Raw genomic sequence first — 20,239 nt, 5'->3', positions numbered from 1 at the left:
ATGAGTATGGAGAAGGTGCCCGAAGTCGGGAAAGTGGGTGAAGTGGCCGCAGTGCCGCAACCTGTGGAGGTTCCCGAAAGGGTGTCTGATCTGACGGCCCGGGAAAACTATTTTAACCGCGAGCTGAGCCACCTGCAGTTCAACTACCGGGTGCTTCAGCAGGCGCTGGACGAGCATCACCCGCTGCTCAACCGGCTGATCTTTCTGTGCATCTTCAGCAGCAACATGGACGAATTCTTCGAGATCCGCGTGGCCGGTCTGCGTCAGCAGATGAAATACGGCCGCGAGATGGTGGGTCCGGATGGCATGCTGCCGGAGCAGGTGCTGCAGGAAATCAGCCAGGTAGCTCACGAGTACATCAGCGAACAGTACGACATCCTCAACAAGGTGCTGATTCCTGAAATGGAGAGGGAAGGCATCCATTTCGTGCGGCGCCGTGACTGGACGCCGGCCCAGGCGGAATGGGTACGCCAGTATTTCGAGGATGAAATCCTGCCGGTGGTCAACCCCATCGGCCTGGATCCCTCACACCCGTTCCCGCGGCTGGTCAACAAGAGCCTGAACTTCATTGTCGAGCTGGATGGCAAGGACGCCTTCGGCCGCGAGACCGGCATGGCCATCGTGCCGGCGCCCCGGTCGTTGCCACGGCTGGTGCGGCTGCCGGATGATGTCTGCAATGGTGGCGACAATCTGGTGTTCCTGTCGTCCATGATCCACGCCCATGCCGATGAGCTGTTTCCGGGCATGGAGATCAAGGGTTGCTATCAGTTCCGCCTCACCCGCAATGCTGACCTGGAGCTGGAAGACGACCTGGAGGATCTTGCCTCTGCCCTGCGTGGTGAGCTGCTCAGCCGCCGCTTCGGCGACGGCGTGCGCCTGGAAGTGGCGGATAACTGCCCCGAGGAGCTGATCCAGTTCCTGCTGCGACAGTTTGGTCTCACCGAACGGGACCTTTACAAGGTGCACGGCCCGGTCAACCTGACCCGCCTGATGGCGGTCAGCGGTCTGGTCAGCCGCCCGGACCTGACCTATCCGGGCTTCTCGCCGGCGGTACCCAAGCCCATCCGCAGTACTGAAGTGATCTTCGACGCCATCCGCAAACAGCCTATTCTGCTGCTGCACCCCTATCAGAGCTTCACCCCCGTGGTGGATTTCCTGCGGCAGGCGGCCAAGGATCCTCAGGTGCTGGCCATCCGCCAGACCCTGTATCGCACCGGAGCCGACTCGGAAATTGTCGAGGCCCTGATGGACGCAGCCCGTCGCGGCAAGGAAGTGACCGCGGTCATCGAGTTGCGGGCCCGTTTTGACGAAGCCGAGAACCTGGAGCTGGCCAGCCGCCTGCAGGAGTCGGGCGTGGTCGTGGTCTACGGCGTGGTGGGCTACAAGACCCACGCCAAGATGATTCTGATCGTGCGTCGTGAGGAAGGTCGCCTCAAGCGCTATGTTCATCTGGGGACCGGCAACTACCACGCCGGCAATGCCCGCCTGTATACCGACTACAGTTTCCTGTCGGCGGACGATGCCCTGGGTGATGACGTCAACAAGCTCTTCCAGCAACTTACGGGCATGGGCAAGGCGCTCAAGATCAAGAAACTGTTTCACGCGCCCTTTACCCTGCACAAGCGGTTGATCGAGCTGATTGACCGCGAGGCGGATCTCGGCGACAAGGGGCACATCATCTTCAAGTTCAATGCCCTGACCGATCCGGAAGTGATGCTGGCCCTGTACCGTGCGTCCCAGGCCGGCGTAAAAATCGACCTGATCATTCGAGGTATCTGCTGCCTGCGGCCGGGTGTGCCGGGACTGTCGGAGAACATCGAGGTCAGGTCCGTTATCGGGCGCTTCCTCGAGCATACCCGCGTCTATTGGTTCGGCAATAACAGCAAGCCAGAGGTGTACTGCTCCAGTGCCGACGCCATGGTCCGCAATCTGGTGAACCGGGTTGAAGTGGCCTTTCCGGTGGAGGAGCCCAGCCTGGCCAGTCGTCTGAAAGAAGACCTGGATGCCTGTTTACGTGACAACTGTCAGAGCTGGGTCTTGCAGCCCGATGGACGTTACCTGCAGAATCAGCCCTCACCGGACGAGGAACGCTTTGCGTCCCAGCTGGTCCTGCTGGACCGGTTGAGTGCCAAGTGACCGGGTCCGGTCTCGCGGCCCGTTCAAGAAGGAGCGGGTGGGATCAGTAAACAGGGAGGTTGGGGGAGCGCCGATTGTCGTGGCTACCTGACTGACTCCCTGAAATGGAGTAAAGGACATGAAAAAAGCATGGATTATTGCCGGCGGCGTGGTCGTGGTGGCAGCAGTAGCCGCCCCATGGGCCGTGGGAATGCTGACGGAACAGCACTGGCAGTCTGCGACCGGTGAGTTTAACGAGTCGCAGCCGTTCTTCGTCATAGAAACCGACCAGTATGAACGGGGCTATCTGGGTTCGACCGCCAGCGGTCAGGTCTACGTGGTAGACCCGGATACCGGCGAACGCCATCCCATGGGCTGGACCGGTGACGTCTCACATGGGATTACCAGCAGCACCATCCTGTTCAACTTCGACCTCCCCGACGATGAGGTGTTCGACAGGATCTTCCCGGACGACAAGCCCACCGTGAAAGTTACCACCAGTGCCTGGGGGTCATCCCTGGTGGAGCTGGACGTGCCCGCGATTGATTATACCGATGAAGCGTCTGGCGAGACCGTCAACGTCTCCCAGGGTTTCGCCACGCTGGAAGTGAGCAGCGATGGCGAGCAACTGGACTTCATCACCCGGTGGCCGGGCCTGGTGCTGCGCACCGCGGAGGCCCGCGTATCCCTGGAAAACCTGAACATGGAACAGCAGTCCACCCTGCTGACCGGCAGCCTTTGGACCGGCGACGGGTCGGTGACCATGGACAAGCTGTCGGTTGCTGTTCAGGGCGAGCCCGAGGTGGTTCTGGAGGGCCTGGAGATGAACAGCAGCTCCACCCCGGTCAAGGACGACAAGGCGGTATCGGCGACGGTCACGACAACCCTGGACAAGGTCGTGCATGGTGGCCAGAGCTATGGCCCCCACAGCCTGGACGTTCAGCTGCAGGAGATGGATGTCGCCGCCTGGAACGAGATGCTGGAGGCCATCGAAACGGTACAGCAGCTCAGTGCCTCGGCGGGTGACGATCCACAGCAAGCGTATGAGCAGCAGATGCAGGCGACCATGGCCGTCAGCGGCAGCATCGAGAAACTGATGGCCAGAGGAATGACCGCCATAACCGATCTGAATATCACGTCCCCGGAAGGTCCGGTGACCGGTTACCTGCGGGTATCCCATCCGGAGCAGCCGGACGAGGACCGGGTACCGCTGATGCTGATCGCCCAGACCATCGAGGGTGAGATGAGTGTGAAAATTCCGGTTGCCCTTGGTGAGCAGTACCCGGAGCTGGGGGAGCAGCTGATGCCCATGGTTATGCAGGGCGCTCTCGTGGAGGAAGGCGACTTTTACGTAATGGATGCTTCCCTGAACAATATGACGGTGAACCTGAACGGGCAGGAGATGCCCATCCCCATGCCGGGTATGGGAGGCGGTTCGTCCATGCTGCAGTAATGCCTGGCCAGCCCCGATAAAAAAAACCGGAGCCTTCGGGCTCCGGTTTTTTTATGCCCCGCCGGCGTGTAAGTGCCCACGGGAGAGTAGCGGGTATTGCACCATCAGCGAGTCCGCGGCTGCTTACCCGGAGAACTTCGCCTTGAGATCCTGATGCACCACTGGCGGGACGAATTCCGACACGTCCCCGCCCAGTGAGGCGATTTCCCGGATCAGGGAGGAGGAAATATAGGACAGGTGGTTGGACGGCGTCAGAAACACACTCTCCACCTCCGGAGCCAGGTGACGGTTCATGTTCGCCAGCTGGAATTCGTACTCGAAGTCGGACACCGCCCGCAGCCCGCGCAGCAGCACGTTACCCTCCTGCTGGCGAACAAAGTCCGCCAGCAGGTTGTTGAAGCCCACCACGCGGATATTCTCCAGGTGGCGGGTAGACTCCTCGCACAGTTTTACCCGTTCGTCGAGGCTGAACAGGGGGTTCTTTTTGGAGCTGTGGGCAACGGCTATCACCACCTCGTCAAACAGCCGCCGTGCCCGCTCAACCAGGTCGACATGGCCGTTGGTAATGGGGTCAAAGGTTCCCGGGTAGATAACCGTTGTCATGTGCGTGCTCCTTCTTATGCCAGAGGCCGCTGATACTAGCGAATAAAGAACCGATAGACCAGTTTGTGCAGCGGACCACCGTGGGGCGGATACACCAGCTTGCCGCTGTTGAGCTTTTGCTTGGCGAACACCGCGCGGCTGTGAGAGAAGGTGAGAAAGCCTTCATGGCCGTGGTAGTGCCCCATGCCGGAGTCACCGACGCCGCCGAAGGGCAGGTCGTCCTGGGCCACGTGCATCAGGGAGTCGTTGATACAGACGCCCCCGGAGTGGGTGCCCGCCAGCAGTCGCTTCTGGTCGTCCCGTTCATACCCGAAATAGTACAGCGCCAGTGGTCGCGGCCGGCTGTTGATGTAGGCCATGGCATCGTCCAGTCCCTTGCTGGGTACCACCGGTAACAGGGGGCCGAAGATCTCTTCCTGCATCACCCTCATGTCTTCGGTGGGGTTGAGCACCAGGGTGATCGGCATCTTGCGGCAGCCGTCCTCGAAGTGCTCCTGGGCCGGGTTGATCTCCACCAGTTGTGCGCCCTTGCTGTGGGCATCGGCCCGCAGTTCCTGCAGCCGCTGGTGCTGGCGGTCATTGATGACGCTGGTGAAATCGGGGTTGTCCCTCAGGGTGGGATACATACGGCCCAGGGCGTCCTGGATGGCGTCCACGAAGGCATTGATCCGATCCGACGGGCACAGCACATAGTCTGGCGCCACGCAGGTCTGGCCGGCATTGAGGGCCTTGCCAAAGCCGATACGCTCGGCGGCATCCTCCATGGGTACATCGTTGGAAATGACCGCCGGTGATTTGCCCCCCAGCTCCAGGGTCACCGGTGTCAGGTTTTCCGCGGCGGCCTTCATCACAAGCCGGCCCACGGTGGTGGAGCCGGTGAACAGCAGGTGATCGAAGGGCCGGCTGGAAAAGTCGGCGGCCACGTCTGCCTCACCATTGATGACGGCCACCAGATCCCGGGGAAAGGTGGTTTCCACCAGCTTGGCCAGCAACGCGGAGGTGTGAGGTGTGAACTCGGACATCTTGATCATGGCCCGGTTGCCGGCGGCCAGGGCGGCAACCAGTGGGCCTATGGCCAGGTACAGGGGGTAGTTCCAGGGCACGATAATGCCCACCACGCCCTTCGGTTGATAGAACACCTTGTTGCTGGCGGGCTGAAACAGCATGGAAACATGCCGCCGATCCGGGGCCATCCAGTCCTTCAGGTTGCTGATGGCGTAATTGATACCCTGAACGGAGGGAATGATCTCCGCAATCAGTGTCTCGTCCCGGGAGCGGCCGTTGAAGTCCTTGTCGATGGCTTCACAGAACTGTTCCTGGTGTGCGATCAGCGTCTTCTTGAGGCGTGACAGGTTGTCCTTGCGCTCGGTCAGGGACGGCAGCGGGTTTCGGCTGAAAGCCTGCTTCTGCTCGGCCAGTACCCTGGCGGTGAGCTGGATCTGCTTCTTGCTTTCGTTCAATGGCACAACCGTGGCACTCATGATGGGATCCTCGGCCAGATGATAGGGAGCCTTTTGAGCCGGGCGGGCTAGCCCGTGTATGGGGCGGCCCGGGACGTGGTGCGTCCGCGAAAGCGCGCTGCCGGCAGGCCTCACTGTTGGTTAGAGTTTATACGCTAAGCCGTGCGGGAATAAATGCCGGATTTCGGGAGCCCCCCGTGATCGTCCGGATTCACTGACGAATCGCGTGTCCGGGAACTTTCCGGCGAAAGTTTGATCATAGTCAATGCCGGTGCAGAAGGACTCGCCGGCGAGACTCAGGTCTCAGTACGTCGCTAACCCTGACGATTCCCGACCGGGACTTCCGGTCGGGTTTTTTATGGCGTCAGCCTTCCAGCCAGTTGGAAAGCCCGTTGCGACATTCCTCCAGCCCGGTCTTGCTGGTGGCGGAGAACATAATCAGGTGCTGCAGACACTGCGCATCCTTCAGAGCGTTGCGGATACCCTGCATGGCGTTTTTCGCCTGGCCGAACTTGAGCTTGTCCGCCTTGGTGGCAAGAATCATCAATGGCAGGTTGTTATGTTCGCACCATTCCACCATCATCTGGTCGAAGTCGGTCAGCGGATGGCGAATGTCCATGACCAGAACCAGTCCCGCCAGGCTGCGGCGTTCAGTGAGGTAGTGGCTCAGGTGCTGTTGCCAGTCATCCTTCATGTCCCGGGACACCTTGGCATAACCGTAGCCGGGCAAATCCACCAGGCGGCAGTTCTCCCGGTTCAGGGAGAAGAAGTTGATCAGCCGGGTGCGCCCCGGCGTCTTGCTTGTGCGGGCCAGCTTGCCGTTGGTGGTGATACAGTTGATGGCGCTGGACTTGCCGGCGTTGGAGCGTCCGGCGAAGGCGACCTCGCGGCCGCTGTCGGGCGGGCAGTCCGACAGTTGCGCGGCACTGAGCAGGAAACGGGCACTGTTATAGGAAATCGGCTTGGGTGGTTCAGTGGTCACAAAAAAGTCCTGGATGACATGGGTGATTGACCATGTGGCTGCAAACTGACCCATGGCATTTATTCATGGGCTCCTTGATGTATAATGCTACACCAATTTCCGGACAGTGCGCAGGGTACTACTGCCAAAATGGCCCGCCAGTCGGGGCTTTCCCCAGTTCTGCCGGTGGCACGAAGAATAACGTTTCTGATGAGAAATAAGCGGAGCGAGCATGAAAAAACTGATCGCAGGTGTGGTTCTCGGCCTGGGCCTTTCGATGACGGCTTATGGGGCGGGAGATCCTGAAGCAGGTGAGGCGAATGCCGGTGTTTGTGCTGGCTGCCATGGGCAGAATGGTGCTGCCCCCGTGATGGGAGTCTATCCCAAGATTGCCGGCCTGGGGGAAAACTACCAGTTCCAGCAGTTGCGAGCCATTCGCGATGGTAATCGTGAGGTTCCGGAAATGACCGGTCTGTTGAACAACATGAGCGACCAGGATCTGCGGGACCTGGCCGCGTACTTTGACCAGACCGAGATGCCCGTTGGCCAGGCCAGCCCGGACGGGCTGGATCAGGGCCGCAGTCTCTACAAGGGTGGCAACCTGGCTTCCGGCGTCGCCGCCTGTGCCGCCTGCCACAGTCCGGAAGGCAAGGGTAACGAGCCGGCAGCTTACCCCCATCTTGGTGGCCAGAATGCCGAGTACGTGATCAAGGCCCTGAACGACTACCGGTCCGGTGAGCGCGATGGTGCGCCCCAGTCGCAAATCATGATAGATATTGCATCCAAACTTTCCGACGCCGAAATTGAGGCCGTCGCCAACTATATTTCCGGCCTGAACTGATCATCAGTCAATGCCGCAACCACGAAAGCCCGCCGTGTGCGGGCTTTTGCGTTTTTGGCATCCTGACAGTGCTGTAACGGCGGTCGGCTGGATATGGCTGCAGAGCATGGCATAATCCATGGCAGATGAACCTTTTACCAGTGAAGCTGTCTCACGCGAGTTCATGAAACAACCACAACCAATCCAGAGGTGCCTGATGGGTATTGTCCGATCTCTTGCCGCCGGCATGATTGCCGCCACTGTCGCGTTTTCCGCTTCCGCCCAGGAGCAGTGGGTAGAGGGTCAGCATTACGAGCGCCTGCCAACGGAAGTCTCGGCCTCCAACGATGAGGGCATCGAGGTGGCAGAGGTCTTCTGGTATGGCTGCGGCTACTGCAATGAATTCGAGCCGTTCCTGCAGTCCTGGAAGAAGGATATCGCTGACGACGTCAACGTGGTGCTGTTGCCAGCCCCCATGAACAAGGCGGCGGCCCAGCATGCTTACGCCTATTACGCGACCAAGGCGATTGGTGCCACCGACAAGACCCATGATGCCTTCTATACGGCTCTTTCCGGGGAGCGCCGGGATCTGTCCAGCGCATCTGACCTGGCCGATTTCGTGGAAACCCAGGGCGTCGACCGCGAGGCGTTCATGAAGGCGTTCAACAGTTTCGGGGTCAAGGCCCAGGTTCAGCGTTCCATGTCCATACTTCGTGGTGCCCGGGTGGGTGGCACGCCCACCATGCTGGTGGCGGGCAAATACAAGACCGGGCCCGGTATGGCCGGTGGCTACGAGGAAGTCCTGGAAGTTGTCGACTATCTTGTTGAAAAGGAGCGTAGCGAGCGCGCCGAGTAGAGATTCGGGGCGGGCCTGACGTCTGCCTGTCAGGCGCTTGGTCCGGTGCCACCATGTTTCCGGAGCCTTATTGATGTATCGAAGGTTGAAACAGGGGTTCAGCAACATTTCCGGCGGGGCATCGCCCTCGCGAGGAGCCTGTTCCGGTACGGATCACGTTCCGGACTTCGAGCCCCGCCATCATATCCGGCTGTTGACCTTCAACATCCAGGTGGGCATCAACACCGCGTCCTACCATCATTACCTCACCCGGAGCTGGCAGCATGTGCTGCCGCACCGGGGTCGTATCGAAAATCTCGACCGTATCGCCACGCTGATCCGTAACTATGATGTGGTCGCTCTGCAGGAGTGTGATGGCGGCAGTTTGCGTAGCGACTATATCAATCAGGTCCAGTACCTGGCTGAGGCGAGTGGCATTCCCTACTGGCGTCAGCAACTGAACCGCAACCTGGGGCCGTTGGCCCAGCACAGCAACGGTCTGCTAAGCCGGTTCCGGCCGCTGGATGTGACCGAGCACCGCCTGCCGGGCCTGTTGCCGGGGCGGGGCGCGATCATTGCCCGTTTTGGTGACATCGAGGACCCACTGGTGCTGGTCATCATGCACCTTTCGCTGAGCAAGGCAGGCCAGACCCGCCAGCTGGCCTATGTTAATGAGCTGATTGCGGATTATCAGCACGTGGTGCTGATGGGGGATCTCAACAATCATGCGGACGAGCTCCTGACCAATACGCCACTGAAGCATGCCAACCTGATTCCATTGCCGGACACGGCCCACAGCTTCCCCAGCTGGCGGCCCGAGCGGGCGCTGGACCATATCCTGGTCAGCCCCAGCCTGGAGATCCGCAATTCCGAGGTGGTAAGCTATCCGCTGTCCGACCACCTGCCCATCGCCATGGATATCGCCCTGCCCAAAGGCTATCTGGAAACCTTCTGAGCGTGTTTGTCCGGTGGAATCCGGGTTTCAGGCATAAAAAAACCCGGCCGGAGCCGGGTTTTTCGGTAAGCAAAGACCTTACTTGATCTTGGCTTCCTTGTACGCAACGTGCTTGCGGACAACCGGATCGTACTTTTTGATCTCGATCTTTTCCGGCGTGTTACGCTTGTTCTTCTTGGTCGTGTAGAAGTGACCAGTACCTGCTGATGAAACCAGTTTGATTTTTTCGCGCATGATGCGGCTCCTTATGCTTTCTCGCCGCGGGCACGAATATCGGCCAGCACAGCGTCAATGCCTTTCTTGTCGATGATGCGCATGCCCTTGGTGGATACGCGCAGCTTCACGAAGCGCTTCTCGGACTCAACCCAGAAGCGGTGATTCTGCAGGTTGGGCAGAAAACGACGCTTGTTGTGGTTCATCGCGTGAGAAACGTTGTTACCGGATACCGGTCGCTTACCGGTTACCTGACAGACTCTGGACATGTTTGCCTCCGACCTGAGCGTTGGTCCTGAATACGAAATCGTTTTTAAAAGTAAAGGAGCCTCTGGAAAGGGCAGATCCCCTTTTCGGGGGCTCCTTACTATCGGGTCTCTGGTTGCTCTACGTGTCTGCAGATTGCACGGTGCTCGCCAGACGCCGCCAGAAAGGGACGCTTTTATACCAGAACAGGCCCCCTAACGCAAAAAATTGTTGGGAAATTGTGCAGCCGCCGGACGCTCACATCAGGCCTCGTTCGGCCAAAGAGATGACCTCGCCATGGCCTACAACCATATGATCCAGCACGCGAATGTCCACCAGCCCAAGGGCTTCCTTCAGGCGCCGGGTGAGCGAAATATCCGCCTGGCTGGGTTCGGCAATCCCTGATGGGTGGTTGTGGGCAAAGATCACTGCCGCCGCATTGAAGTCCAGGGCGTGTCGCACCACTTCCCGCGGATAGACTGCCGCGCCGTCAATGGTGCCGCGAAACAGTTCCTGATAGCGGATGACCCGGTGACGGTTATCCAGGAACAGCCCGGCAAATACCTCGTGGTGCTGGGTGCCCAGGCGGCTGCGAAGGTAGCGCCGGGTCTCTTCCGGCGATATCAGCGGGTCGCCCTGGCGTACTGGTTCATCCATCACCCGGCGAGCCATTTCCATGGCGGCCTGGACCTGGGCGTACTTGGCCGTGCCCAGGCCTTTTACCCGGCAGAATCCGTTGTGAGACGTGGTCATCAGGCCGCGCAGGCTGCCGAACTCATCCAGCAGGTGGCGCGCCAGGGCCATGACCGGCATGCCGGTGGTTCCGGTACGCAGGAAGATGGCCAGCAATTCGGTGTCCGAGAGGATTTCCGGGCCGTGGGCGAGCAGTCGTTCCCGGGGGCGTTCATCCCGGGGCCATTGGGTCGTTGTCATGACATTCCCTGTGTAATGTGTCGATGCGTCCTGCATTAGTGTTCCGTTTGGTTAATTCGCAGTAGGTCAGCGAATTAACCAAACGGAACACTCGTCTATTCTAACATGAGCGCCGCACTGTCGGGGAGATTCCGGCAATGCTATCTTATAGCCCCTCGAAGGGGCTCGTAATCGGGCCCGGGCAGCGGTAAACGATGGAGACGCTATGGTCAGCCAGAAGATCCTGCTTGGCATTACCGGTGGCATTGCCGCCTACAAGACCGCGGAACTGGTCCGGCTGCTGAAAAAGGCCGGCCACGAGGTGCGGGTTGTCATGACCCGGGGCGCGGAAGCCTTTATCACGCCGATGACCTTCCAGGCCCTCAGTGGCGAGGCGGTACGTACGTCACTGCTGGATCCGGAGGCAGAAGCCGGCATGGGGCATATCGAGCTGGCCAAGTGGGCGGATCAGGTGGTGGTGGCGCCGGCGTCGGCCGATTTCATGGCGCGGCTGGCCCACGGCCTGGCCGACGACCTGCTGGCCACGGTCTGCTGTGCCACCGAAGCACCGATCGCACTGGCCCCGGCCATGAACCAGGCCATGTGGGGCAACCACCGGACCCGGCGGAACGTTCGCCTGTTGCAGGACGATCCCCAGATCAGCCTGTGGGGGCCGGATCAGGGCAGTCAGGCCTGTGGTGATGTGGGGGCAGGGCGGATGCTGGAGCCGGAAACCCTGTTTGGTCTCATCGAGCAGGCCGCAACACCGGAAGTGGCCGCGAACACCCGGCTGGCGGGCCGCCGTGTGGTTATTACCGCCGGCCCTACCCGCGAGCCCATCGACCCGGTCCGCTATATCACCAACCACAGCTCCGGCAAGATGGGCTATGCCCTTGCCGAGGCAGCCCGCGCGGCCGGGGCGACCGTGACCCTGGTCAGCGGTCCGGTCAACCTGGCGGCCCCGGTGGGGGTGGATGTGGTTCCGGTAGAGACCGCCGAAGACATGCTGCAGGCCGCCTCGGCAGAAGTGGACAGGGGTGCCGACCTGTTTATCGCCACCGCCGCCGTGGCGGATTACCGGCCCGCCTCCCGGGCTGACCAGAAGATGAAAAAATCCCGTGAATCCCTGTCTCTGGACCTGGTGCGCAATCCCGATACCCTGGCGGCCATTGCCGCTCGCGAGGATGCGCCCTTTACCGTGGGTTTCGCGGCGGAGACCACCGATGTGGAGCATTACGCCACAGACAAGATGAAGCGGAAGAAGCTGGGAATGATCGTTGCCAACGACGTCTCCGCCCCGGGTATCGGTTTCAACAGCGACGACAATGCCGTGACCGTGTTCTGGCCCGGTGGACAGCAGGCCATCGGCCCCGCCGCCAAACGGGAGATAGCCGCCTCGTTGATCGGGCTGATTGCTGATCGCATGGCCTGAAGAACCCTCTGTATGGATTCCTGGCGTCCGGCGCTCAGGGTCCGTTAACCTCCGACATGCCCAAAAAGGACGCATTATGAGTCAACAGCCAGTGCAGCTGAGAGTTCTGGATGCACGAATCGGGGATGAGATCCCCATGCCCGCCTATGCCACTGACGGTTCCGCCGGCCTTGACCTGCGGGCCTGCCTGAAGTCGCCGCTGACCCTGGCGCCGGGGGAGTCGACCCTGATTCCCACCGGCCTGTCCATTTATATCGAGGACGCCTCCCTGGCGGGGATGATCCTGCCCCGCAGCGGATTGGGGCACAAACACGGCATTGTCCTGGGAAATCTGGTGGGGCTGATCGATTCCGACTACCAGGGTGAGCTGATGGTGTCCTGCTGGAACCGGGGCACCAGCACCTTTACGGTCAATGTAGGCGAGCGCCTTGCGCAACTGGTCCTGGTGCCTGTGGTGCAGGCCCGCTTCGAGGTGGTGGACGAATTCCAGGCCACTGGCCGTGGCGATGGTGGCTTCGGGTCAACCGGGCAGCACTGAGAGTCTGCTGCGCAGACTTCGGGAAAGTTGCCAATACGCCGAATGTGTCATTATCCGATTCATGTAAACATCTATACTGACAGCACATTAACGAACTGACTGTCAGCGCAAATAACAACGAAGCAGCCGTCAAGACGGAGCCGACTATGAAATTTGGCAAGAAAAAGGGGAGTTCCGGATCCGAAGAGGCCCCGGTGGAGGCGTCCCCCGAAAACAAGAAAGCCGTCGGTAAGTCCGACAAGGGGAAGGCCGGGAAAGACGCCGGCAGCAAGGTGCGCAAACTGTCCACCGTCGCGGCAACACAGGCGTTGGTGGTGCTTCTGATCGGGGTGGCTGTTGCCGTGGTGCTGCAGGTGGGTGTTTTCCAGTCGGCAGAAAGCGAACGCCGTCAGCAGGCTGCCGAGGCCGGCGCCGAATCGGCAGCCGCCAGGCTGGAGAATCGCGTGGAACTGCTGCAGACGCTGACCAAAGGCCTGGGTACCCAGGCCACCGTGCGGGAGGCTCTGGAAGAGCTTGGTGGAGAGCGCCAGCTGGCGGAAGAGCTTCAGACCCTGATGCCCGGTATTCGCAAGGTGTTCCTGTTCCCCTATCGCAGCATACCGCGCCGGGCCGACGACGAGGCCGGTCTGGGGTTTGCGACCCTGGATCTGGCACGGCGGGCCGAGTCCGGCCGTGACGTCAACCCCGACGCCTTCCCCCGCGATGGTCAGTGGCTGGTGCAGACAGCCACCCGCGTGCGCAACCCGTCCAGCCAGGTGATCGAGGGAACGCTGGTAATACAGTTCGATGCCAGTGTGCTGGCCCCCGTACTGAGCGGCACCGGTGGCCGTGGCACCCTGGTACAGACTGTTGGTGGCCAGGCGCGGGATGTGATTAGTGGCGGGCAGGGCAACGGGCCGGAAGTATCCCGCGCGCTCTCCATTCCGGGCTGGAGCCTGAGCTATCGCCCGCAGGTGCCATCACCCACCCTTGATCCCATGATCATCCTGGCCCTGGTGGTGGCCGGCTTCCTGGTGGCGGCCGTCATTGTCTGGCTGATGCTGTCGTCGGCCCAGAGCGCCCTGCGCAAGGAGACCACCCGTCTGGTGCAATGGGCCCACAAGGCGTTTGCCGGTGAACGTATCGCTCCACCTGAATTGCGCTGGGAAATTCCGTCGGTCATTGCCGACGTACTGCATCGCATCAGCAAGGTGGTGGAAAAACGGCTTGAGGGCAATGGCCGCAAGGCGGCGGCGAGCACCAAACGCCCCGCTCCGGAGCCCGAAGCAGACGAGCCGCTGTTCCAGGATCGGGACATACCGGATATCGACATGCTGGACGGTGATGAAGACGTGCTCGGCTTCGGTGAGAGCCCCGCCGGGGCAACGCCTGAAGTAGGCGAGACCCGGGCACCGGCGGCGATGTCGCCCACCATTTTCCGGGCCTACGATATCCGCGGCATTGTCGGCGAGACGCTGACCCCGGACATTGTCCGGGTGATTGGCCAGGCCATCGGGTCGGAAGCCCTGGATCGCAGCCAGGACACCCTGTGCATCGGCTACGATGGCCGTCATTCCAGCCCGGAACTGTCGGAAGCCCTGGCCGCGGGCATCATGGCGACCGGCTGTAATGTGGTCAGTGTCGGGGCGGTGCCGACACCGGTGCTGTATTTTGCCACTCACCACCTGGGTACTGGCTCCGGGGTCATGGTTACCGGCAGCCATAACCCGTCCAACTATAACGGCCTGAAAATCATGCTGGGCGGCGAGACCCTGTCGGAAGACAGTATCCAGAAGCTGCACCAGCGCATCCGGAACGGCGACCTGCACCAGGGTCAGGGCAGTGCCTCCAGTGAAGACGTGCGCCGGGATTACCTGGACCGGATCGTGGGCGATATCGCCGTGGCTGCGCCTCTCAGGGTGGTGGTGGATGCCGGCAACGGCATTGCCGGCGAGCTGGGCCCGCTGCTGCTGGAAGAACTAGGCTGTGAGGTCATCCCCCTTTACTGCGAAGTGGACGGCAACTTCCCCAACCATCACCCGGACCCGGGCAAGCCGGAGAACCTGCAGGATCTGATTGACCGGGTCCAGCAGGAGGGGGCGGACCTGGGGATCGCCTTCGACGGCGACGGTGACCGCCTTGGCGTGGTGACCAATGAGGGCAAGATCATCTGGCCCGACCGACTGATGATGCTGTTTGCCCGGGACGTGGTGTCCCGCAATCCCGGGGCGGATGTGCTGTTTGATGTGAAATGCAGCCGCCGCCTCAGTGGCATCATTTCCTCGGCCGGTGGCCGACCGGTGATGTGGAAGACCGGACACTCGCTGATGAAGGCAAAGATGAAGGAAACCGGCGCGTTGCTGGCGGGGGAGATGAGCGGTCACATCTTCTTCAGTGAGCGCTGGTACGGCTTTGACGATGGCCTGTACTCCGCCGCCCGGTTACTGGAAATTCTGGGCATCGAGGACCGGCAGACCAGCGAGGTATTTGCCGACTTCCCGGAAGACATCAGTACACCGGAGCTGAACCTGGAGGTAACCGACGAGGGCAAGTTCCGTATTATCCAGCGGCTGGCGGAGCTGGCGGATTTCGGAGAGGCCAATATCACCACCATCGATGGTGTGCGGGTGGATTATCCGGACGGCTGGGGCCTGTGCCGGGCATCCAATACCACGCCGGTGCTGGTGCTGCGGTTCGAGGCCGAGAACGAAGCCGCCCTGGAGCGTATCAAGCAGATTTTCCGTGGCCAGCTCAAGGCTCTGGCCCCGGACGTGAACATCACTTTCTGACCAAGGCCCGGGCGTGACCGGGCGACAACTGTAAAGGCAGGTTGAATGGCACTGGATCGTAATACAGCAATGCAGGTGGCAGACGTACTGAGCAAGGGGCTGCCCTATATCCAACGGTTTACCGGCAAGACCGTGGTGATCAAGTATGGCGGCAACGCCATGGAGAACGAGGACCTCAAGAGCAGCTTCGCCCGCGACATGGTGCTGATGAAGCTGGTGGGCATCAACCCCATCGTGGTCCACGGCGGTGGTCCGCAGATTGGTGATCTGCTTGACCGCCTGAACATCAAGTCCCACTTCGTCAACGGCATGCGGGTCACCGACTCGGAAACCATGGATGTGGTGGAGATGGTGCTCGGCGGCCAGGTGAACAAGGAAATCGTCTCGCTGATCAATTCCCACGGCGGCACCGCGATGGGTCTGACCGGCAAGGACGGCAACCTGATCCGGGCCCGCAAGCTCGAGGTAATGGGCCAGAACGATGAGCTGAACCGGCCGGAAATCATCGATATCGGCCACGTGGGGGAAGTGGAGCAGGTCAACACCAAGGTGATCGACATGCTCACCCACAGCGACGTGATTCCGGTGATTGCGCCCATCGGAGTGGGGCCGGATGGTGCTTCCTATAACATCAATGCGGATCTGGTGGCGGGCAAGGTGGCCGAGGCGGTCAATGCCGAAAAGCTGATCCTGCTGACCAACGTGTCCGGGCTCAAGAGCCGGGACGACAAGGTGCTCACCGGGCTGACCGCGACCCAGGTGAACGATCTGATTGAAGACGGCACCATTCATGGCGGCATGCTGCCGAAAATCCGTTGTGCTCTGAGCGCGGTGGAAAACGGTGTCAGAACCGCTCATATCATCGACGGCCGGGTTGCCCACGCCACCCTTCTGGAAATATTCACCGACGAAGGTGTGGGCACACTGATTTCCCGCGACTGAAGCGGCCCGGAGCACCAGGCTACCAGTGCGGAGATAGATAGGCAGGGAGAGGGAACCTTGAAAAAACTGTTGTCGCTTATCATCATCCTGGCCCTGGTGGCCTGGGGAAGTTACAAGGGCGCCGTGTGGTGGCTTGCCGATCAGACCCTGACCGAGGTGCGCCGCTCGCTGTCCGACCATGGCGCGCTGGAGCGGGGCGAGATTGCGTCCACCATTGGTGGCGAGCTGGTATTGAGCGGAGCCCGCTTCCAGTCCTTCCAGCTGACCCAGCCACTGGATATCGAGCGTCTGACCTACCGCGCCGGGTCTGCCATGGCCCTGCTGACCAGCCTCTATGGTGGCCACGACCTGCCGCGGAGCTGGCGGCTGGATGTGGCCGGCTGGCGCTTGCCGCTGGACTCGGCCATGTTGCGCAACTGGGTTACCGATACCGATGAACAGGCGCCCCGACCTCTGTTCGCCCCGGTTTGTGGTCCAGACGCCCGCCAGCAACTGGGCAGTGGTGACCTGATCCGCATGGGCATGACCGAGCTCGCCGGCGACGCCCGGCTCCGGCAGACCTCCGGTGGTGTCGGTCTGGAACTGTTCACCACCGAATCCGGCAGTGTTGAGGTCGAGTGGGACAACGCCCGCCTGCGATTCGACGGTGACAGCGTCAGCCTGACGCCAGGCGCCGACAGCGTGAAGGTGGTGGTGCGCGATGGCGGCCTGATGCGGCGCGTGACCGCCTACTGCGCCCGGGAAACCAGCGTATCGGAATCGGCCTGGGCCGATCTGGTGATCACGGCCTTCAGCGAGGGGCTGGCCAGTCGTGGTCTTGAGGCGTCGCCCCAGTTGCTGGCGCTGTACCGCCAGTGGCTGACGGAGGGGGGTGAAGTGTCGGTGACCCTGGATCCCTCCGCCGGCTGGCCGTGGCTGCCGGTGCGGGAAGGCGGTGCCGGTGACGAAGAACCTGCTGAAGACGGTGCCCCGGCTGGAGGGTCACTGGCGGTGTCCTACAACGGCTCGACCGTACCGGATATCTATCTGAGCCGGGTTGAAGCAGCCTCCCCGGAAGTGCCCGAGGAGGCGCTGGAGCCGCTGGTAAGCCCCCAGCAGGCGCAAGTCATTGCCGGCTGGCAGCAGGTGGCGCTGGACCAGGCGGAAGGCTGGCTCGAGCACACGGTGCGGGTTACCCTGAGCAATGGTCGCACCGTGGAGGGCCGGCTCACCCGCGTCGATGAGAAGCAGGTGGAAGTGGCCCGCCCCGTCGATGGCGGTGAGGTGGCCTACCCCATGGCACGTCGCGCCGTTGACCGGCTTGAGGTGTGGCGCCGGGGTGCCCGGTCACAGGAGTAATCATCAGGAGGCTGCGCGGCGGATTACCGGGCAACATCTTCCTACAAGCGTTTTCAGCAGGAGCCCGTCACCATGACCGATCAACAGACCAATGCTTCAGGGGCCGGCAAGGCACCACCGGATGTCCGCACCATGATGTCGCAACTGGTGGCCATCCCGTCCATCAGCAGCGCCTCCCCGGACTGGGATCACAGCAACGAGGCCGTGGTCCGTTTGCTGGCGGAATGGCTGGAGCCCCTGGGCTTCCGCAACGAGATCCTGCCGGTACCGGGCATGCCCGGCAAGGTCAACCTGGTGGCCACTCTCGGGACCGGCTCCGGCGGTCTGGTGCTGTCCGGTCATACCGATACCGTGCCCTATGACGACAAGCGCTGGCAGAGCGATCCCTTCACCCTGACCGAAAAGGACAACCGCCTTTACGGTCTGGGCACCTGTGACATGAAAGGTTTTTTTGCCCTTGCCATTGAGGCAGCCCGGGAAGCGGCGCAACAACCGCTGAAGCAGCCACTGATCATCCTGGCCACCGCCGACGAGGAAAGCTCCATGAACGGCGCCCGGGCCCTGGCCGAGGCCGGTTACCCGAAGGCGCGTTATGCGGTGATTGGTGAGCCCACCACCCTCAAGCCCATCCGCATGCACAAGGGCATCATGATGGAGCGGCTGGTGTTCGAGGGGCAGTCGGGGCATTCGTCGGACCCGTCCCTGGGCCGCAATGCCCTCGAGGGTATGAACGAGGCCATGAATGAATTGCTGGCGCTGCGGGCACAGTGGCAGGAAAAGCACCGCAATCCGCATTTCGCCGTGCAGTATCCGACCCTGAACCTGGGCTGCATCCACGGCGGTGACAACCCCAACCGTATCTGTGCCCGCTGCGAGCTGCACTTCGACCTGCGTCCGCTGCCCGGCATGGATATGGCCGAGTTGAGGCAGACCATACTCACGCGCCTGCAGCCCCTGGCCAGCCGCCGCGAACTGTCACTGGAATTCCAGCCCCTGTTCGATGGCGTGCCGCCCTTCGAGACTTCAGCCGAGGCTGAGCTGGTGAAGGTGTGCGAAAAACTCACCGGCCAGCAGGCCGATGCCGTGGCCTTTGCCACCGAGGCACCGTGGTTGCAGCAGCTGGGCCTGGAAACCCTGGTGATGGGGCCGGGGTCCATCGATCAGGCGCACCAGCCGGATGAGTACCTGGACCTGTCACAGATCGACCCCACCATCACACTATTCAAACAACTGATCAGGCATTTCTGTTTATGAGCGTCTCCGACTGGCTGCACAGCTTTCGCCACTCGTCCCCCTACATCAATACTCACCGGGGCAGCACCGTGGTGCTGGTGCTCGGTGGTGAGGCGCTGGCCAGCGATAACCTGCTGAACATCATCCATGACATTGCCCTGCTCAGCAGCCTGGGCATCCGCCTGGTGGTCACCTTCGGCGCCCGTCCCCAGATCCAGCAGCGGCTTGACCAGGCCGGACACCCTTCCGGGTTTGAAGGCGGGCTGCGCATTACCCAGGAGCAGGATCTGCCGCTGATCATGGAGTCCGTGGGCGGGCTTCGCAGCTGGCTGGAGAGCCGCCTGTCCATGGGGCTGGTGAACTCACCCATGCACGGAGCAAAGATTCGGGTCAGCAGTGGCAACTTCGTCGCCGCACGCCCGGTCGGGGTGCTGGAGGGCGTGGATTTCGGTTACACCGGGCGCGTGCGCCGGGTGGATACCGACGGTATCGAGCGCCTGCTGGAGCTGGGGCATATCGTACTGATGCCGCCCCAGGGCTATTCGCCCACCGGTGATATCTTTAATCTTTCCTATGAAGATGTGGGGAGTCAGGTGTCTTCCGCCCTGAAGGCGGACAAGCTGATCGTGTTCACGGATGACCAGGGGGTGCTGGACGAAGATGGCTCACTGATCCGCGAGCTGACCGTGCGCCAGGCGATGCAGAAGGTATCGGATCATGTGGTCTCCGGCCACGATGCCGATTTGCTGCGGGCGGCCTGTGATGCCTGTACCTGGGGCGTCCGCCGGGCTCACATCATCAGTTACCTGCGCGACGGTGCCATTCTTGAAGAACTGTTTACCCGTGACGGCTCCGGCACCCTGGTCAGCGACGACAACTATGAGCAGATCCGCCGCGCCCGGGTGGAGGATATCGGCGGTGTGCTGGAACTGATCCAGCCCCTGGAGGAGCAGGGTATCCTGGTGCGTCGCTCACGGGAGATGCTGGAGACGGAAATCGATCAGTTCGTGGTGGCGGAACGGGATGGTATGATCATTGGTTGTGCCGCCCTTTACGTGTATCCCGAGGAGCAGGCCGGTGAACTGTCCTGCTTTGCCGTGAATCCCGATTATCGTCGGGGCGGGCGCGGCGACGATATCCTCTCGATGGTGGAGCACAGGGCACGGGCCCAGGGCCTGGCAAGGCTGTTCGTGCTGACCACCCAGACCGAGCACTGGTTCCTGGAGCGGGGCTTCGAACCGTCGTCTGTGCAGTCGCTGCCGGGGCCAAAGCTGGCCTCCTACAACACGCGTCGCAACTCCAAGGTATTCGTCAAGCAGCTTTAGCGGCGTGCTGACGGGCACCTGGCGATGCCTGCACTATCCGGCGCCGATTGAGCGCGCCGGTTTTGCGAGCAATCGTTCGAAAATTCCTTG

18 protein-coding genes are annotated in these 20,239 nt (G+C 61.5%); 12 read left to right on the top strand and 6 right to left on the bottom strand.

Features of this window, described 5'->3' with window-relative positions:
• Both ppk1 and IE079_RS00300 read left to right on the top strand, forming a co-directional pair.
• Nucleotides 1-2,136, top strand: a complete 2,136-nt coding sequence (gene ppk1 / locus IE079_RS00305; RefSeq protein ID WP_189571153.1) for a polyphosphate kinase 1 — start codon at nucleotides 1-3, stop codon at nucleotides 2,134-2,136.
• A 118-nt stretch (nucleotides 2,137-2,254) separates the two neighbouring features.
• Complete coding sequence (locus tag IE079_RS00300) at nucleotides 2,255-3,568, top strand: DUF945 family protein (RefSeq protein WP_189571150.1); 1,314 nt, start codon at nucleotides 2,255-2,257, stop codon at nucleotides 3,566-3,568.
• Between the two features lie 123 nt (nucleotides 3,569-3,691).
• On the opposite strand, the gene coaD is transcribed toward IE079_RS00300, so the two are convergent.
• The 3 genes from coaD to yihA form a co-directional block, all read right to left on the bottom strand.
• Nucleotides 3,692-4,171, bottom strand: a complete 480-nt coding sequence (gene coaD, locus IE079_RS00295) for a pantetheine-phosphate adenylyltransferase (protein WP_189571147.1) — start codon at nucleotides 4,169-4,171, stop codon at nucleotides 3,692-3,694.
• 35 nt (nucleotides 4,172-4,206) lie between these two features.
• On the bottom strand, nucleotides 4,207-5,652 hold the full coding sequence (locus IE079_RS00290; protein WP_189571144.1) for a coniferyl aldehyde dehydrogenase: 1,446 nt from the start codon (nucleotides 5,650-5,652) through the stop codon (nucleotides 4,207-4,209).
• Between the two features lie 343 nt (nucleotides 5,653-5,995).
• The gene (gene yihA / locus IE079_RS00285; protein WP_227712220.1) at nucleotides 5,996-6,613 is read right to left on the bottom strand and encodes a ribosome biogenesis GTP-binding protein YihA/YsxC; all 618 of its coding nucleotides are present in this window, start codon (nucleotides 6,611-6,613) and stop codon (nucleotides 5,996-5,998) included.
• A gap of 211 nt (nucleotides 6,614-6,824) precedes the next feature.
• On the opposite strand from yihA, the gene IE079_RS00280 reads away from it, so the two are divergent.
• From IE079_RS00280 to IE079_RS00270, 3 genes are all read left to right on the top strand, one after another.
• Nucleotides 6,825-7,433 (top strand): c-type cytochrome, encoded by a 609-nt coding sequence (locus IE079_RS00280; RefSeq protein ID WP_189571138.1) that lies wholly within the window; start codon nucleotides 6,825-6,827, stop codon nucleotides 7,431-7,433.
• Between the two features lie 196 nt (nucleotides 7,434-7,629).
• Nucleotides 7,630-8,268 carry a thiol:disulfide interchange protein DsbA/DsbL gene (locus tag IE079_RS00275; RefSeq protein WP_189571135.1) on the top strand — a complete coding sequence of 213 codons (639 nt, stop codon included), beginning with the start codon at nucleotides 7,630-7,632 and terminating at the stop codon, nucleotides 8,266-8,268.
• Between the two features lie 73 nt (nucleotides 8,269-8,341).
• On the top strand, nucleotides 8,342-9,202 hold the full coding sequence (locus IE079_RS00270; RefSeq protein WP_189571132.1) for an endonuclease/exonuclease/phosphatase family protein: 861 nt from the start codon (nucleotides 8,342-8,344) through the stop codon (nucleotides 9,200-9,202).
• 78 nt (nucleotides 9,203-9,280) lie between these two features.
• Here the strand turns inward: IE079_RS00270 and rpmG are convergent, their stop codons facing one another.
• The 3 genes from rpmG to radC form a co-directional block, all read right to left on the bottom strand.
• Nucleotides 9,281-9,436 carry a 50S ribosomal protein L33 gene (rpmG, locus tag IE079_RS00265; RefSeq protein WP_008173465.1) on the bottom strand — a complete coding sequence of 52 codons (156 nt, stop codon included), beginning with the start codon at nucleotides 9,434-9,436 and terminating at the stop codon, nucleotides 9,281-9,283.
• Nucleotides 9,437-9,447: 11 nt separating this feature from the next.
• A complete protein-coding gene (gene rpmB / locus IE079_RS00260) occupies nucleotides 9,448-9,684 on the bottom strand; it encodes a 50S ribosomal protein L28 (RefSeq protein ID WP_189571129.1) in 237 nt (78 codons plus the stop codon).
• A gap of 235 nt (nucleotides 9,685-9,919) precedes the next feature.
• Complete coding sequence (radC, locus tag IE079_RS00255; protein WP_189571126.1) at nucleotides 9,920-10,594, bottom strand: RadC family protein; 675 nt, start codon at nucleotides 10,592-10,594, stop codon at nucleotides 9,920-9,922.
• Nucleotides 10,595-10,799: 205 nt separating this feature from the next.
• Between radC and coaBC the strand changes: the two genes are divergently transcribed.
• The 7 genes from coaBC (at nucleotide 10,800) to argA (ending at nucleotide 20,149) form a co-directional block, all read left to right on the top strand.
• Nucleotides 10,800-12,005 carry a bifunctional phosphopantothenoylcysteine decarboxylase/phosphopantothenate--cysteine ligase CoaBC gene (gene coaBC / locus IE079_RS00250; protein ID WP_189571123.1) on the top strand — a complete coding sequence of 402 codons (1,206 nt, stop codon included), beginning with the start codon at nucleotides 10,800-10,802 and terminating at the stop codon, nucleotides 12,003-12,005.
• A 16-nt stretch (nucleotides 12,006-12,021) separates the two neighbouring features.
• Nucleotides 12,022-12,543: a dUTP diphosphatase gene (dut, locus tag IE079_RS00245; protein ID WP_373296168.1), complete on the top strand. Its 522-nt coding sequence runs from the start codon at nucleotides 12,022-12,024 to the stop codon at nucleotides 12,541-12,543.
• Nucleotides 12,544-12,689: 146 nt separating this feature from the next.
• Nucleotides 12,690-15,311, top strand: coding sequence for a phosphomannomutase/phosphoglucomutase (locus tag IE079_RS19000; RefSeq protein WP_189571118.1), 2,622 nt, complete (start codon nucleotides 12,690-12,692; stop codon nucleotides 15,309-15,311).
• Between the two features lie 45 nt (nucleotides 15,312-15,356).
• A complete protein-coding gene (argB, locus tag IE079_RS00235) occupies nucleotides 15,357-16,253 on the top strand; it encodes an acetylglutamate kinase (protein ID WP_189571115.1) in 897 nt (298 codons plus the stop codon).
• A 57-nt stretch (nucleotides 16,254-16,310) separates the two neighbouring features.
• Nucleotides 16,311-17,591, top strand: a complete 1,281-nt coding sequence (locus IE079_RS00230) for an acetylornithine deacetylase (RefSeq protein WP_189571112.1) — start codon at nucleotides 16,311-16,313, stop codon at nucleotides 17,589-17,591.
• Nucleotides 17,592-17,723: 132 nt separating this feature from the next.
• Nucleotides 17,724-18,845: an acetylornithine deacetylase gene (gene argE / locus IE079_RS00225; protein ID WP_227712282.1), complete on the top strand. Its 1,122-nt coding sequence runs from the start codon at nucleotides 17,724-17,726 to the stop codon at nucleotides 18,843-18,845.
• On the top strand, nucleotides 18,842-20,149 hold the full coding sequence (argA, locus tag IE079_RS00220; protein ID WP_189571106.1) for an amino-acid N-acetyltransferase: 1,308 nt from the start codon (nucleotides 18,842-18,844) through the stop codon (nucleotides 20,147-20,149). Before argE ends, argA begins: the two co-directional genes overlap by 4 nt.
• Nucleotides 20,150-20,239 lie beyond the last annotated feature (90 nt).

The sequence above is a fragment of the Marinobacter zhanjiangensis genome, assembly GCF_014651935.1.
GTDB classification, from domain to species: Bacteria; Pseudomonadota; Gammaproteobacteria; order Pseudomonadales; family Oleiphilaceae; genus Marinobacter; species Marinobacter zhanjiangensis.
Note: the sequence above shows the minus strand (reverse complement) of the source record. Positions and strands in the feature narration are given on the sequence as shown.